The sequence below is a fragment of the Massilia sp. CFBP 13721 genome, assembly GCF_014842025.1.
In the GTDB taxonomy this organism is placed as follows: domain Bacteria; phylum Pseudomonadota; class Gammaproteobacteria; order Burkholderiales; family Burkholderiaceae_D; genus Telluria.
In genome coordinates, this window is sequence record NZ_JACYUY010000042.1 from 1 (window position 1) to 14,433 (window position 14,433).

Below are 14,433 nucleotides of genomic sequence, written 5' to 3' on the forward strand. Positions count from 1 at the left end.
GGCCCTGGAAGGTGGCGGCGGCATTCGCCAGTACGCCGTAGTCGTTGCTGAGCACGAAGTCGGCGTCGATCGAGGTGACATAGACGTTACCGTGGCGCATGCGCTCGATGCGCAGGGCGTGCTTGTCGCTCAGTTCGTCCGAACGCACGACCACCCTGACGGCCGGGTCGTTAATCGCCGCTTCCAGCGCCTTGGCCGAGACTTCGGCGGCGTCGAGCGTCATCATGTCGAGCGTGACGCCGCTCATGATGGCGGTCAGCGCGGCGCGGTCGATCACGCGGGTCAGGCGCATCATGATGGCGTTGGCCAAGTTGTACTGGCGTACCAGTTCGGCCAGCGCTTCGCCGGTGATCGGGTCGGCGCCATCGCGCGGGATCAGGGAGGCGCCGTTCAGCGCCACCATCATCATGTAGCTAGCTTCTTCGACGTCGTCCTTCAGGTAGCGCTCGTCGCGGCCGGCTTTCACCTTGTACAGCGGCGGCTGGGCAATGTAGATGTGGCCGCGCTCGACCAGCTGCGGCATCTGGCGGTAGAACAGCGTCAGCAGCAGGGTGCGGATGTGGGCGCCGTCGACGTCCGCATCGGTCATGATGATGATGCGGTGGTAGCGCAGCTTGTCGACGTTGAATTCGTCCGGGCCGATCGAGGTGCCGAGCGTGGCGATCAGGGTGGTGATCTGTTCCGACGACAGCATCTTTTCGAAGCGCGCCTTTTCCACGTTCAGCACCTTGCCGCGCAGCGGCAAGATCGCCTGGAACTTGCGGTCGCGGCCCTGCTTGGCGGAGCCGCCTGCCGAGTCACCCTCGACAATATAGAGCTCGGCCAGCGCCGGGTCGCGTTCCTGGCAGTCGGCCAGTTTCGACGACAGGCCGAGGCCGTCCATCACGCCCTTGCGGCGGGTGAGGTCGCGCGCCTTGCGGGCTGCTTCGCGGGCACGGGCGGCTTCGACGATCTTGCCGCAGATGATTTTCGCGTCGTTCGGCTTTTCGTTGAGGAAGTCGGTCAGCGTTTTCGCGACGATTTCCTCGACCGGGCCGCGTACTTCCGATGACACCAGTTTGTCTTTGGTCTGTGACGAGAATTTCGGTTCCGGCACTTTGACGGACAGCACGCAGGTGAGACCCTCGCGCATGTCGTCGCCCGAGATTTCGACTTTCGCCTTTTTGGCGAAGTCGTTCTCATCGATGTATTTGTTGATCACGCGCGTCATCGCCGCACGCAAACCGGTCAGGTGGGTGCCGCCGTCGCGCTGCGGGATGTTGTTGGTAAAACAGAGCACCTGCTCGTTATAGGCGTCGTTCCACTGCATCGACACGTCGACCGAGATATTCGTGTTTTGATCCGACATGCGGTCGCCGGTCGCCTGGAACACGGAGGGGTGCAGGACGTTCTTGGCCTTGTTGATGTACTCGACAAAGCCGCGGGTGCCGCCTTCGAATGCGAACACTTCTTCCTTGCCGGTGCGGTGGTCGCTCAGCTTGATATTGACGCCGTTGTTCAGGAACGAGAGTTCGCGGATACGTTTACTCAGGATCTCGTAATGGAATTCGACGGTGGTGAAGATTTCCTCGTCGGCCCAGAAGTGCACCTCGGTACCGCGCTTGTCGGTTTCGCCGACGACCTTCATTGGCGAGACTTCGAAACCGTCGACGATCTCGATTTCGCGGTTCTGCGGAACGCCGCGCACGAATTCCATCTGGTGCACTTTGCCTTTTTGGCGCACGGTCACGCGCAGCAGCTTCGACAGCGCGTTCACGCAGGACACGCCGACGCCGTGCAGGCCGCCCGAGACTTTATAGGAGTTCTGGTTGAACTTGCCGCCGGCATGCAGTTCGGTCAGGGCGATTTCGGTGGCCGAGCGCTTCGGCTCGTGCTTGTCGTCCATCTTGACGCCGGTCGGGATGCCGCGGCCGTTGTCGGTGATCGAAATCGAATTGTCGGCATGGATGGTGACGTGGATTTCGGTGCAGTAGCCTGCGAGCGATTCGTCGATCGAGTTATCGAGCACTTCGAAGACGAGGTGGTGCAGGCCGGTGCCGTCCGAGGTATCGCCAATGTACATGCCCGGGCGCTTGCGCACTGCTTCCAGGCCTTCCAGAATTTGAATCGAGGCGGCGCCGTATTCGTCCGACTGCATCGGCGATTGGGGCATTTCGTTGGTGTTATCGGACATGGACTGCTTTCTCAAAAAACTGTGTATTCAGACTGCTCAGTTCGGGGCTACAACTGATTAAACAAGAGGCAGCCCCGTGATGCACACTGCTTAAATGCGCATCGGCATGACGACATATTTAAAGTCGCCATTGTCGGGAATAGAGATCAGGGCCGACGAATTCGAGTCGCCCAGGGCGATGTTCACCTGGTCGCACTTCAGGTTGTTCAGCACGTCGAGCAGGTACGTCACGTTGAAACCGATGTCGATCTGGTCGCCGCCGTAGTCGATCTCGAGTTCTTCGACCGCTTCTTCCTGGTCGGCATTGGTCGAGCTGATCTTCATGCTGCCCGGGGTGATGATACAGCGCACGCCCTTGAACTTATCGCTGGTCATGATCGCGGCGCGCTGCAGCGAGCGCAGCAACTCGTCGCGGCTGATCGTGAAGTCGTTTTTATAACCCTTCGGGATCACGCGGGTGTAGTCGGGGAACTTGCCCTCGACCAGTTTCGACACCAGTTCGATGTCGGCGAAGGTCAGTTTCACCTGCGACGCGGCGATGTCGAGCTGGACGGTTTCGTCGCTTTCTTCCAGCAATCTCTGCAGTTCGATGATGGTCTTGCGCGGGATGATGACTTCCTGGCGCGTGAATTCCTGCTCGGCTTCGACCTGGCAGAAGGCGAGGCGGTGGCCGTCGGTGGCGACCGCGATCACCTTGTTACCGTCCAGTACCAGCAGCAAGCCGTTCAGGTAGTAGCGGATGTCTTGCTGGGCCATCGCGAAGTGCACCATGTTGAACAGGTGCTTCAGCGTCTTTTGCGGCAGGGTGACGCTGGCGTTGTAGGTGTCCGCGACCGAGACGGTCGGAAATTCCTCGGCGGCCAGGGTCTGCAGCGCGAAGCGCGACTTGCCGCTCTGTACCGTCAGGCGTTTATTGGCCAGCGTCATCGTGACGTCGCCGGATTCCGGCAGCGCGCGCAGGATGTCGAGCAGCTTGCGGGCGGCGACCGTGGTGCCGGTGATGTCGTCGCCGGAACCGATATTCGCCAGCGTGGTGATTTGCACTTCGGTGTCGGTCGACAGGAAAGAGACGCTTTCGCCGTCCTTGCGGATGAGGATATTGGCCAGAATCGGCATGGTGTGCCGACGCTCGACAATACCGCTCACGATCTGCAGTGGCCGGAGAAGGGTATCTCGGGTGGTTTTGACCAATTGCATAATTGTCCTCAGAAGGGTTATTTACTGAAATGTTGCTGCTGCTATTTTGCCAATTGCCGGAAGTAATTACTACCCCCGGCTAAGTGCGATTGGATCAGCCCTTCAGGGTCTGTTCCAGCACGTGCAATTCGTGGTTGCACTCGGCATTTTTCTGGCGGTCGCCGGCGATCTTGCGTACCGCGTGCAGCACGGTGGTGTGGTCGCGGCCGCCGAAGAGTTCTCCGATTTCCGGCAGGCTCTTCTGGGTAAGCTCTTTCGCCAGGTACATGGCGATCTGGCGCGGGCGGGCGATGTTCGCCGGGCGCCGCTTCGAGTACATGTCGGCGACCTTGATGTTGAAGAAGTCGGCGACCGTCTTCTGGATGTTTTCCACGGAAATCTGGCGGTTCTGCACCGACAGCAGATCCTTGAGGGCTTCCTTGACGATGTCGATCGTGATGTCCTTGCCGTGGAAACGCGAGTAGGCCAGGATTTTGCGCAGCGCGCCTTCCAGTTCACGCACGTTCGAGCGCAGGTGTTTTGCGACGAAGAACGCGACGTCGTCCGACAGCACCACGCCTTCGGACTGCGCCTTTTTCAGCAGGATCGCCACCCGCATTTCCAGTTCCGGCGGTTCGATCGCGACCGTCAGGCCGGAATCGAAGCGCGAGATCAGGCGGTCGTCCATGCCGGTGATTTCTTTCGGATAGGTGTCCGAGGTGATGATGATCTGCTTCTTTGCCGCGATCAGCGCTTCGAACGCATAGAAGAACTCTTCCTGCGTGCGGCTTTTACCGCCGAAGAATTGAATATCGTCGATCAGGAGCATGTCGAGCGAGTGGTAGTAATGCTTGAAGTCGTCGAAGCCTTTTCGCTGATAGGCGGTGACGACGTCGCGCACGTACTGCTCGGCGTGGATGTAGCGGATGCGTGCGCCCGGGTTGTCGACCATCACCTGGTTGCCGATCGCATGGATCAAGTGGGTTTTACCCAGGCCGACGCCGCCGTAGAAAAACAGCGGGTTGTACGACACGCCCGGGTTGTTCGCGACCTGGATCGCGGCGGCGCGCGCCAACTGGTTGGCCTTACCGGTGACGAAGCTGTCGAACGTCAGGTCCGGGTTGATGCGGCTCTGCTCGCGTTTCGGCGAGTTGGCGATATTTAAATTCTGCTGCGGCTCGGCGGGTGCGGACGGGCGCAGCTGGCCCGGCTCGACCTGGCTGGTCGGGGCAGGACGTACGGCGTCCGGCTTTTTCATGTTCAGGCGCGGGTCGAGCACGAACTGCACCTCGACCGGTGCTTCCCAGTACTGGCAAGCCAGGGCCGTGATGCGGTTGGCGAACTGCGACTTCACCCAGTCGAGCTTGAAGCGGTTGGGCGCAGCAATGCGCAGCTTGCCGTCCTCGTAGTCGAGGGCGACGAGCGGTTTGATCCACGCGCTGTATTGTTGCGGCGTCAGCTCGAGCTCCAGTTGCGCGGAGGCGGTCTGCCAGAAATTTTCCATGTGTGCGGCTTAGTGAAACGTAACACGCTATTTTACCCGTCTCCGCGCTAGTTATCCACAGGTTGCCCCAGATTTTTCAGCGAGGCTGGGGATAAAGGCGAAGTTATCCAAACGTCACTCGACAGCAGGAAACAACAGCTGCCTTGACAGCCGGGCACCAAATCGAGTCTAATTCAGGGTTCCCTGTCCGCCCGCCTGTCAGCCAACAGTTTTATGGTTGAGAAATGCACGGACTTAGCTGTGGCGTGACGCAAACTTCAAGACTGCGAACTGTCATTGGCGCCGATTCCTGACGAAAGACGTCAGACCCGATTTTGCATCCTATTTTGCTTTAAGCGAGACCACCATGAAACGTACTTACCAACCTTCCGTCGTTCGTCGCAAGCGCACGCACGGCTTCCGCGCACGTATGGCTACCCGTGGTGGCCGCCAGGTCCTGAACGCACGCCGCGCCAAGGGCCGCAAGCGTCTGGCTGTCTAAGCCTTTCGCCTGCTTTCCTGCGGTCGGCCATGACAGGCGAAGGTTCGCACGACTTCGCGCGCGCTCGGCGCATTTTAAAAACGGATGAGTTTTCATCCGTTTTTCGTTTGCGGCCAGCGCAAAAATCCGCGCATTTCGTGTTGTACACACGTCCCAGCCCGCTGCCCCATGCGCGGCTGGGCATTGTCGCGGCCAAGCGTTTCGCGCCGCGTGCCGTCACCCGCAATACCATCAAGCGCATCACGCGCGAACTGTTCCGCACGAACGAGATCCAGGCCGTCGACTGCATCGTCCGCCTGGCGCGTCCGGTGAACACCAAGGCCGGGCCGGCGACCAACAGCGCTTTGAAACGCCTGTTGCATGCCGAGCTGTCGCGTCTTCTCGCCTCGCAACGTCCGCGCCGCCCTTCAGGGCCGCCCGCGGCGCCGCCGACGCCATGAAAACCCTGCTCATCTGGATCGTGCGTGCCTACCGGCTCGTGCTGTCGCCGATGCTCGGGCAGAATTGCCGCTTTTATCCGTCCTGTTCCAGCTACGCCATCGAGGCGCTCCAGACCCATGGGGCATTGCGCGGCAGCTGGCTGGCCGCGCGCCGCCTCGGCCGCTGCCATCCCTGGAACGCGGGCGGCGTCGATCCGGTACCGCCGAATCGGCACAAGCATTCCCACTCAGCCGCTTGCGGTTGCAACCACTCCTGATCAATACCTCAATGGAAATCAATAAACGTACCATTCTGTGGATTGTCTTCGCCGTCTCGCTTGTCATCCTGTGGAACAACTGGATGATTTCGAGCGGTAAGCCATCGATGTTTGCGCCGACGCCACCGGCCAAGGTTGGGCAGGCGCCTGCGAATTCAGCCACAAACGCCGCCACCAACACCACCACCGGTGTACCGGCCGCCGCCGGACAGCCAGGCGTGGCACCGGGCGCTGTGCCCGGCCAGCTAGCCGCACCCGCTCCGGTGCGCGCCGAACGCATCACCGTCACCACCGACGTCGTGAAAGCCGAGATCGACACCGTCGGCGGCGTGATCCGCCGCCTCGAGCTGCTGAAATACCCGGATCACTTCGACAAAACGAAAAACCAGGTGCTGTTCGACGTCTCGGGCAATAACACCTACCTGGGCCAGACCGGCCTGATCGGTTCGACCCCGGCCGGCGTGCTGCCGAACCACAACACGCCATTCGTGGCGCGTCCTGGTCTGCGTACGCTGGACGGCGGCAACGCCGTGCAAGTCGTGCTCGACGCCGAGCAGGGCGGTGTGAAACTGACCAAGACGCTGACCTTCAAGCGCGGCGATTACGTGATCGACGTGCGCCACGACATCTCGAACCTGACCCAGGCGCCGGTACAGCCATCGCTCTACCTGCAACTGCAGCACGACGGCAATAAGCCGCCGGGCGATTCGTGGTTCACGCCGAGCTTCACCGGTCCGACCCTGTACACCCCGGACAACAAGTACCAGAAGCTGAGTTTCGAGAATATCGAGAAAAACAAGGCCGAGCATCCAACCAAGGCCAACGGCGGCTGGGTGGCGATTTCGCAGCACTTCTTCGTGTCGGCGTTTATCCCGACCGAAAATACTGCGCGCGACATCTTCACGAAGAAGCTGGCAACCAACCTGTACGCGATCGGCACCGTCCAGCCGCTGGGCACCGTGGCGCCGGGCGCGACCGTGTCGAACACCGCACGCCTGTATTCGGGTCCGCAGGACGAAAAGACGCTGGAAAAGATCACGCCGGGCCTGGAATTGGTCAAGGACTACGGCATGTTCGCGATCATCGCGAAACCGCTGTTCTGGATCATCGACCAGATCCATCAGTTGCTGGGCAACTGGGGCTGGACCATCATCGCCTTTACCATCCTGATCAAGCTGGCCTTCTTCCCGCTGTCGGCCGCCGGCTACCGCAGCATGGCGAAGATGCGCGTGGTGACGCCAAAGATGCAGGCGATCCGCGAGCGCTACAAAGCCGACCCGATGAAGATGCAGCAAGCCACCATGGAGCTGTACAAGGCCGAGAAGATCAACCCGCTGGGCGGCTGCCTGCCGATCCTGGTGCAGATGCCGGTGTTCCTGGCCCTGTATTACGTGCTGCAAGCCTCGGTCGAGATGCGCGGCGCGCCGTGGATCGGCTGGATCCAGGATCTGACCCAGCCTGACCCATGGTTCATCCTGCCGGTGCTGTACGCGATCTCGATGTTCATCACCGCAAAACTGAACCCGCAGCCGGCCGATCCGATGCAGGCGAAGATGATGCTGTTCATGCCGCTGGCGTTCTCGGTCATGTTCATCTTCTTCCCGTCGGGCCTGGTGCTGTACTGGGTGGTGAACAACCTGGTGTCGATCGCGCAGCAGTGGGTGATCACCAAGAAGTATGGGACGCCGGCGAAGTAAAAGCCGCGACCGCAGCAAAGCAAAGCCCGTGCATGTCACGGGCTTTTTTCATTGTTCATTCACGCAGTCAGCTGCCTCGCATAAATCATCTACAATTCGCGCATGAAGCTAGATACCTCACCCATCGCGGCAATTGCCACGGCCCCTGGACGCGGCGGCATCGGCGTGGTCCGCGCCTCGGGCAAGTCGCTCGCCCCGCTGATCGCATCGCTGTTCCCCGACGCCACCCTGGCGCCGCGCCACGCGACCTATATCCCATTCAAATCCGGCGACGGCAGCGTCATCGACCAGGGCCTCGCGCTGTATTTCCGGGCGCCGCATTCCTACACCGGCGAAGACGTGCTCGAACTGCAGGGCCACGGCGGCCCGGTGGTGCTGCAGATGCTGTTATCTCGCGTGCTGGAAGCAGGGCGCGAACACGGCCTGCGCCTGGCCGAACCGGGCGAATTCACGCGCCGCGCCTACCTGAACGACAAGCTCGACCTGGCCCAGGCCGAAGCCGTGGCCGACCTGATCGACGCCTCGACCGAAGCGGCGGCGAAGTCGGCCTCGCAATCCTTGTCCGGCGCCTTTTCGCAAGTCGTGCACCGTCTGGTCGAGCAGACGATCAACCTGCGCATGCTGGTCGAGGCGACCCTCGATTTCCCGGAAGAGGAAATCGACTTCCTGGAAAAATCGAACGCGCGCGGACAGCTGGCCGGCATCATCGACTCGCTCGAACACGTGTTCCGCCAGGCGGCGCAAGGCGCATTGCTGCGCGAAGGTTTGAATGTGGTGCTGGTCGGCCAGCCGAACGTCGGTAAATCGTCCTTGCTGAATGCGCTGGCCGGAGCGGAGGTGGCGATCGTCACCCCGATCGCCGGCACCACGCGCGACAAGGTCAGCGAGACGATCCAGATCGAGGGGATTCCGCTGCATATCATCGACACGGCCGGCATCCGCGCGCTCGATGAAGAGGTCGACGTGGTCGAGCGCATCGGCATCGAGCGCACCTGGGGAGAGGTCGGCAAGGCGGACGTGATCCTGCACCTCCTCGATGCCAGCCTCGGGCCGAGCGCGGCCGATGAAACCATCGTCGCCGCCTTCCCGGTGGGTTTACCAGTGGTGCGCATCTGGAACAAGATCGATCTGTCGGGCCACCGCGCGGTGGTCGAAGGCGCGGCGGACGCGACCCACATTTATTTGTCGGCCAACGAAAAACTCGGCATCGACCTGTTGCGTGCGGAACTGCTGCGCATCGCCGGCTGGCAGCAGACCGGCGAATCGCTGTACCTGGCGCGCGAACGCCACCTGATCGCCCTGCGCGCGGCGCGCCAGCACCTCGATGTCGCGGCCCAGCACGCGGCGCAGGATGACCAGTCGCTTGACCTGTTTGCAGAGGAGTTGCGGTTGGCGCAGGATCAGCTGTCGAGCATCACCGGGGAGTTCACGCCGGACGATTTGTTGGGGGTGATTTTCAGCCGCTTCTGTATCGGCAAATAATGTAGGGTGGGTTCTCGAGCCCACGCGGTCGTACCGGTGCTTACCATAGAGGGGCCGGAAGTCGTCCATGCATGCACCACGGGCTTTGCGCCACATCTCGATATGCACCCGCCGCATCCGCGTGGACGGAGCGGTTCGCTGCCCGGTCCACCCTACGAAAATCCCGTCCCATGCTACTCTTGAGCCCGACCTCAAGGAGCGAGCATGACCGAGCAAACCCCTTTCCGCGCGCGGCGCGTTTTCCTCATCGCGGCAAGCCTGGTTGCCGCCGCAACCCTGAGCTCCTGCGCCAGCATCCTCGGCCCGCGCGAAGTCGACCTGCCGCTATCAAGACTGCAGGCCGGCCTCGACCGCCGTTTCCCGGTCGACAACCGCTTGCTGGAACTGTTCGACGTGCGCCTGTCGCGTCCGCAACTGGCGGTGCTGCCGGGCGACCGCGTCTCGCTGACTGTGGACGCCAGCGTGGCCCAATCCTTCCTGCGCAATCCGCTGGCCGGCAGCCTCGCCTTTTCCGGACGCCTGTACGTCGACCAGGCAACGAACGGTGTCTACCTGGCCGAGCCGCGCCTGGAGCGTTTTAATATCAGCGGACTCGACGAGTCGGTGAGCCGCCAGCTGTCGCGCGCGGCGAACGGCTTGCTCGACCAGGCGATCCTCGATATTCCCGTCTACAGCTTCCGCATGGATGAGCTGCGCTATGCCGGCGTGCAGTATGTGCCGACCCGGATCGCCACCACCGCGACCAGCTTGCGCGTCTCGTTGGAACCGCTACAGCAACGCTGAGCCGGCAAGAACGACGCTTGCACGCTGTTACAAAAACGCCCCGAAAACGCGTCCGCACAATACAAATGCCATCAATATGCAGGATCGATACTGCTATGATTTCCGCAGCTGACGCCGCCTTTTACGCTTGCCGGGCACCTGTGTGACGATCTGTTGCAGACGTGCCGCAACGGCAAAAAGCGTTGACGGCAACGTTGCGGCAGCGCCGCGTTGGGCGCACACTGGATCTCCAGAACGGCTGTGGCAGCGCTGCTGCACCGGAACACCCCCTTGCGCTTGCTCATGCTCGGGGTATTTCGCTAAAGTAATATTGCTTGACGACTTGATGTTGCCGGTAGGGGGTAGACCTTGGAAACGATACAAGACAGTGTGATCAACAACGGTGCGGCGTCCGATGCGATCCCTGCCGCCGGCGTACAAACGAGGCCGTCACGCGTCAGCCTGCCGCCGAAAGGGTCGTGCTGGTACTGCGACAAGCCGGTCGACAGCGTGCGCCGTTTCTGCGGCAAGGACTGTACCGACGCCTTTGACGAAGAAGCCGAATTTACGCGCTAACAACGCTGACAGCGCGGCGCCTCTTGCCTGAGGCGCACTATCCGGGCCGCTTGGGCAAATCAAGCAACAGCAGCGCTCGTTCATAATCGAAATTCTCCACTGCGGCGCTCAGCGCCGCATAGTCCCGTTCCCCCAGATGCGCGCGCAGTTCGCCGTGCGCCGCCGCCGCCAATTCGACCGCCGCGCCGTCGCCGATCGCGAGCATGGTGCGCAGCTCCGACAGCGCGTTCGCCGGTGGCGGCATTGCTGCGGGCGGCGTCGCCACTGCCGACATCTCCATCGCATCGATTTCGCGCAGCACCGCAGCCAGGGCGGCTTCGAGCTGCAGCACGAGCGGACCGGCGTCACGCCGGCCGCCGCGCAAGGCATCGTCCAGCGCCTGCGCCGCCGCGTGCAGGACCGGCGCCTCGATTATGCCTGATGCCCCCTTGAGCGTGTGCGCCAGGCGCTGCGCCGAATCCGTGTCATGGGCGGCGAGCACGCGCCGGATCGCCGCGGCGGCGTCGCGGTAATCGTTGCCAAAGCGTGCGAGGATGCGCAGGTAGAGGGCGCGGTTGCCCATCAGGCGCTCGACGCCGGCCTCGCTGTCGAGGACCGGCGTCGCGGGGGCGAGGGGTGGCAGGTCAGGATTGTCCCGGGTCATCCGCTCAGCGGGTGGTGAACGACCAGGTGCGCGTGACCGGCGTGCTGCTGAGGACGGCGCCGGCGGAACTGACCACGTCGGTGGAGCCGTTAAAACTGACCTCGTAGGTCGTGTTCGCCGCCAGCGGCGCCAGCGGCACGATGGCGGCCGAGGAGGTCCCGGTGTGGCTGTCGTTGGCATTGCTCAGCAGCCGCACCGCCAGGTCGGCGCCGCCGCGCGGGCGCACCGTGAAGCCTGTGACCCGGATGGTGAGGTCGATGTTGGCGTGCACGCTGATCGGATAGCCGACTTCGTCGCGGTCGGGGACCGGGTCGGGCGATTCGGTGTTGCTGAAGAAGTTGCGTGGCACGGCAGTCTGGCCACCGAAGGGCCAGACCGCGACCTGGCCGCCCGAGAGGCCCGTGCCGTAGCCGTTGTTGGCGGTGAAGTTGGCGGTGAAATAATTGTAGCCTTGCGCCGTGGTGGCCGCGCCGGTACCGATTTCCTTGAATACCGGCTCGAAGATGACGAAGCGGTGGTAGACCGCCGTAATGAGTTCTTCGGCCATGTACTGGCCCGAGTTGTTGTTGGTGGCGGAAATGACTTCGCCGAAGGCACGCGAGGCATTCGTGTTGAAGCGGTAGCCGGCGGCAGCCAGGCGGTCGCCGACGTTCGCACCCGTAAAGCCCTGGCGCCCCGCGACCTGGTCGTGGGTGATAGTGTTGTTGACGCGCTGGTATTCGGAGTGCCCTTGCGCGGCGATGTCGATGACGGTGCTGTGCGTGAGCGTCGACATGCCGATCTGGCCGCGGCGGAAATTGAGCCATTCGCGGCCATCGACGGCGATATTGCCGGTGGCGGCGGGCGCGCCGGGCGCAGTCGGTGTCGTCGGATCCGGCGCCGGCGTCAGCGGACCGGGGGCGGCCGGCGACGTTGGCTGGGTCGGCGAACCAGGCGAAACCGGCGGCGCGATGGGGGCCGAATCGCTGCCGCCACCACCGCCACCACAGCCTGCCAGGGCCAGGGCGGTCACGCATCCCGCCAGTATCATCCGCACGCGAAGCAATTCGCTCATCCGTTACTCCTGATCCATTATCAACGCCGAAAGGCACATTCTAGGCGAAATCAACTATGCACGATGGCAGGGTCCGTGCGCGACCGGGCGCATGCGCACTGTAGAATAGGGTCACCATCTTCCTGCCCGGACCCGAATTGAACCGATCCCGCCCAGCGCGCCTCGCGCGTGCCAAATTCGCCCTGCCGAGTTTCGTGACCTTGCTGTCGATCGCCTGCGGCTTCGGCAGCATCGTCATCTCGGTCGACAATGCACAAGTCGGTGCGCCGGGAGACTTCCGGCTGGCGGCCATCCTGCTGGTGCTGGCCGGCGTGTTCGACGCGCTCGACGGCTTCGTTGCACGCGCCACCAATACCCAGTCCGACTTCGGCGTCCAGCTCGATTCGATCGCCGACGTCATGAATTTCGGTTGCGCGCCGGGTTTGCTGTTGTACTGCTACGGTTTCGCCCAGATGAGCGCCGCGCATCCCACCATCGTGCGCATGGGCGGCCTGGCTTGCTTCATCTTCGTTGCCTGCGGCGCGCTGCGCCTGGCCCGCTTCAACATCTCGGTCGGGCGCACCGATCCGCGCTATTTCGTCGGCATGCCGATCACCGCCGGCGCTGCCTGCGTCGCCGCGGTCGTGGTGGCATGGCCCGATCCGGTCGTCAACAATACGCAAGCATTCGCAGTCATGGCGCTGATGGTTGCTGTCGGTACCTTGATGGTCTCTACTGTAAGGTTTCCTAGCAGCAAGCAACGCCTGAGCAAGGGCATATTAGCCCTGATCGGGGTGGCCGTACTGCTCCTCGTCATATTGCAGACGCGCTTTTTCGTGCTGTTCTTCTTGCTGTATATCTGCGCCACGCTGTTGCTGAACATTGCCTGGCGCACGGGTTGGCGCGGGGTGGCGCCGCCGGTGGTGTACGCGGACGAGGAAGAGGTTTAGTTAAGCGAACTTGTCGAGCAGGGCCGCCAGTCGGGCGGCCACGGCGCGCGCATCGTCGAGGTCTGTCGCGCCCTCGCTGTGGGTGACGACGGTTGCCGTCAGCAATTGCACGAACGAGCGATCGAGCGCTTTTCGTGCCGCCGCCATCTGCTGGGCCACCGCCTCGCAGTCGGCCGGCTCGGCGGCCAGCGCAATCAGCTTCTGCACGCCGCGCAACTGGCCCTCGATGCGCGCCAGGCGATTTAATAGATCCTTCTTTTGCTGCGCCGTCAGTGCGGTGCCCGCGACGACCTTGAGCGGCTCGGTTGCCATACCTGGCCTCAGGCGACTTCGTGGCCGCGCGCCGCGCGCAGGATCGCAAACCAGTCGCTGCGCTCGAGCGTGAAGGTGGTCGCGGCCACCGCCGCGGCAATCGAGGCGATCTTGCCGCTGCCGGTGAGCGGCAACGGTCGGCTCGGCAGCATCATGATCCAGGCGAAGACGACGCTGCTGAACGACTGGCCGAGGCGGTCGGCCACCTCCTGGATCGTCGCGCGCAGCCTGACGCTGGCGGCGTCGTCCGCGCTGAACAGGCGCCCGCCGCCGAAGGGCGACCAGGTCATCGGAGAAATGCCCAGGTCTTGCAGGCCGTCGAAGGTGGCGTCGAACATCGGCGCCGTGGTCAAGGGCGAGAATTCCACCTGGTTGGTGGCCAGCGCCACGCGCCGGTTGAGCGCTTCGAACTGGTGGCGCGTGAAATTCGACACCCCCACGTGGCGCACCTTGCCGGCCGCCTGCAGGCGCGTAAAGGCTTCGGCGACTTCGTCGAAATCCATCAGCGGATCGGGGCGGTGGATCAGCAGCAGGTCGAGGTAATCGGTGCCGAGCTGGCGCAGGGATGCCTCGCAGGAGGCGACGATGTGGTTGAGACTGGTGTCGTAATGCTGGATCGTGTGCGCGGGCCGCTGCGGCGATACCAGCTTGATGCCGCACTTGCTGACGATTTCCATCCGCTCGCGCAGCCCGGGCCGGGCACGCAAGGCTTCACCGAACAGGCCCTCGACGCCGTAGTTCCCATAGATATCGGCATGATCGAAACTGGTGACGCCCAGCGCCAGGCACTCCTCGATGAAGGCAATGCGCTGCTGCACCGACATATCCCACTGGCCCAGGCGCCACATGCCGGCAACGATGCGCGACAGTTCGAGGCCACCGCGACGGGTGAGCGCGCGTGGGCAGGCGAGGGAGGTAGTCATGGTGGGGCTTTCTTGCTTGAAAAG

15 protein-coding genes are annotated in these 14,433 nt (G+C 62.8%); 8 read left to right on the plus strand and 7 right to left on the minus strand.

Translation table 11 applies throughout. The features are described 5' to 3' along the window. From IFT60_RS25320 to dnaA, 3 genes are all read right to left on the minus strand, one after another. Nucleotides 1-2,173 (minus strand): DNA gyrase subunit B (locus tag IFT60_RS25320; RefSeq protein WP_192056868.1); only part of this gene is annotated, 2,173 nt, incomplete at its 3' end. Nucleotides 2,174-2,263: 90 nt separating this feature from the next. Next, nucleotides 2,264-3,370, minus strand: a complete 1,107-nt coding sequence (dnaN, locus tag IFT60_RS25325; RefSeq protein WP_192056869.1) for a DNA polymerase III subunit beta — start codon at nucleotides 3,368-3,370, stop codon at nucleotides 2,264-2,266. A gap of 94 nt (nucleotides 3,371-3,464) precedes the next feature. Continuing rightward, entirely contained in the window at nucleotides 3,465-4,853 is a 1,389-nt protein-coding gene (gene dnaA, locus IFT60_RS25330; RefSeq protein WP_192056870.1) for a chromosomal replication initiator protein DnaA, read from the minus strand. A 346-nt stretch (nucleotides 4,854-5,199) separates the two neighbouring features. Between dnaA and rpmH the strand changes: the two genes are divergently transcribed. The 7 genes from rpmH to IFT60_RS25365 all read left to right on the plus strand — a co-directional run bounded on the left by rpmH (nucleotide 5,200) and on the right by IFT60_RS25365 (nucleotide 10,548). Next, entirely contained in the window at nucleotides 5,200-5,334 is a 135-nt protein-coding gene (rpmH, locus tag IFT60_RS25335) for a 50S ribosomal protein L34 (protein WP_040378179.1), read from the plus strand. Between the two features lie 29 nt (nucleotides 5,335-5,363). Then, nucleotides 5,364-5,774 (plus strand): ribonuclease P protein component, encoded by a 411-nt coding sequence (gene rnpA / locus IFT60_RS25340; RefSeq protein WP_192056871.1) that lies wholly within the window; start codon nucleotides 5,364-5,366, stop codon nucleotides 5,772-5,774. Continuing rightward, nucleotides 5,771-6,031, plus strand: a complete 261-nt coding sequence (yidD, locus tag IFT60_RS25345; protein WP_192056872.1) for a membrane protein insertion efficiency factor YidD — start codon at nucleotides 5,771-5,773, stop codon at nucleotides 6,029-6,031. The genes rnpA and yidD overlap by 4 nt, the downstream gene beginning before the upstream one ends. Before the next feature lie 11 nt (nucleotides 6,032-6,042). Continuing rightward, complete coding sequence (gene yidC / locus IFT60_RS25350) at nucleotides 6,043-7,728, plus strand: membrane protein insertase YidC (RefSeq protein ID WP_192056873.1); 1,686 nt, start codon at nucleotides 6,043-6,045, stop codon at nucleotides 7,726-7,728. A 102-nt stretch (nucleotides 7,729-7,830) separates the two neighbouring features. Beyond that, nucleotides 7,831-9,210 (plus strand): tRNA uridine-5-carboxymethylaminomethyl(34) synthesis GTPase MnmE, encoded by a 1,380-nt coding sequence (mnmE, locus tag IFT60_RS25355; protein ID WP_192056874.1) that lies wholly within the window; start codon nucleotides 7,831-7,833, stop codon nucleotides 9,208-9,210. 204 nt (nucleotides 9,211-9,414) lie between these two features. Next, nucleotides 9,415-9,993: a DUF1439 domain-containing protein gene (locus tag IFT60_RS25360; protein ID WP_192056875.1), complete on the plus strand. Its 579-nt coding sequence runs from the start codon at nucleotides 9,415-9,417 to the stop codon at nucleotides 9,991-9,993. A gap of 348 nt (nucleotides 9,994-10,341) precedes the next feature. Further along, the gene (locus IFT60_RS25365) at nucleotides 10,342-10,548 is read left to right on the plus strand and encodes a hypothetical protein (protein WP_192056876.1); all 207 of its coding nucleotides are present in this window, start codon (nucleotides 10,342-10,344) and stop codon (nucleotides 10,546-10,548) included. A gap of 37 nt (nucleotides 10,549-10,585) precedes the next feature. On the opposite strand, the gene IFT60_RS25370 is transcribed toward IFT60_RS25365, so the two are convergent. Next, entirely contained in the window at nucleotides 10,586-11,191 is a 606-nt protein-coding gene (locus IFT60_RS25370; RefSeq protein ID WP_192056877.1) for an Hpt domain-containing protein, read from the minus strand. A gap of 4 nt (nucleotides 11,192-11,195) precedes the next feature. Next, nucleotides 11,196-12,245 carry a CAP domain-containing protein gene (locus IFT60_RS25375; protein WP_192056878.1) on the minus strand — a complete coding sequence of 350 codons (1,050 nt, stop codon included), beginning with the start codon at nucleotides 12,243-12,245 and terminating at the stop codon, nucleotides 11,196-11,198. A 137-nt stretch (nucleotides 12,246-12,382) separates the two neighbouring features. Here IFT60_RS25375 and pssA point away from each other — a divergent pair, with 137 nt between their 5' ends. Continuing rightward, nucleotides 12,383-13,174, plus strand: a complete 792-nt coding sequence (gene pssA / locus IFT60_RS25380; protein WP_192056879.1) for a CDP-diacylglycerol--serine O-phosphatidyltransferase — start codon at nucleotides 12,383-12,385, stop codon at nucleotides 13,172-13,174. Here pssA and IFT60_RS25385 read toward each other — a convergent pair whose 3' ends face one another. Beyond that, the gene (locus tag IFT60_RS25385) at nucleotides 13,175-13,486 is read right to left on the minus strand and encodes a metal-sensitive transcriptional regulator (protein WP_192056880.1); all 312 of its coding nucleotides are present in this window, start codon (nucleotides 13,484-13,486) and stop codon (nucleotides 13,175-13,177) included. Nucleotides 13,487-13,494: 8 nt separating this feature from the next. After that, on the minus strand, nucleotides 13,495-14,409 hold the full coding sequence (locus IFT60_RS25390) for an aldo/keto reductase (protein WP_229511189.1): 915 nt from the start codon (nucleotides 14,407-14,409) through the stop codon (nucleotides 13,495-13,497). Nucleotides 14,410-14,433 lie beyond the last annotated feature (24 nt).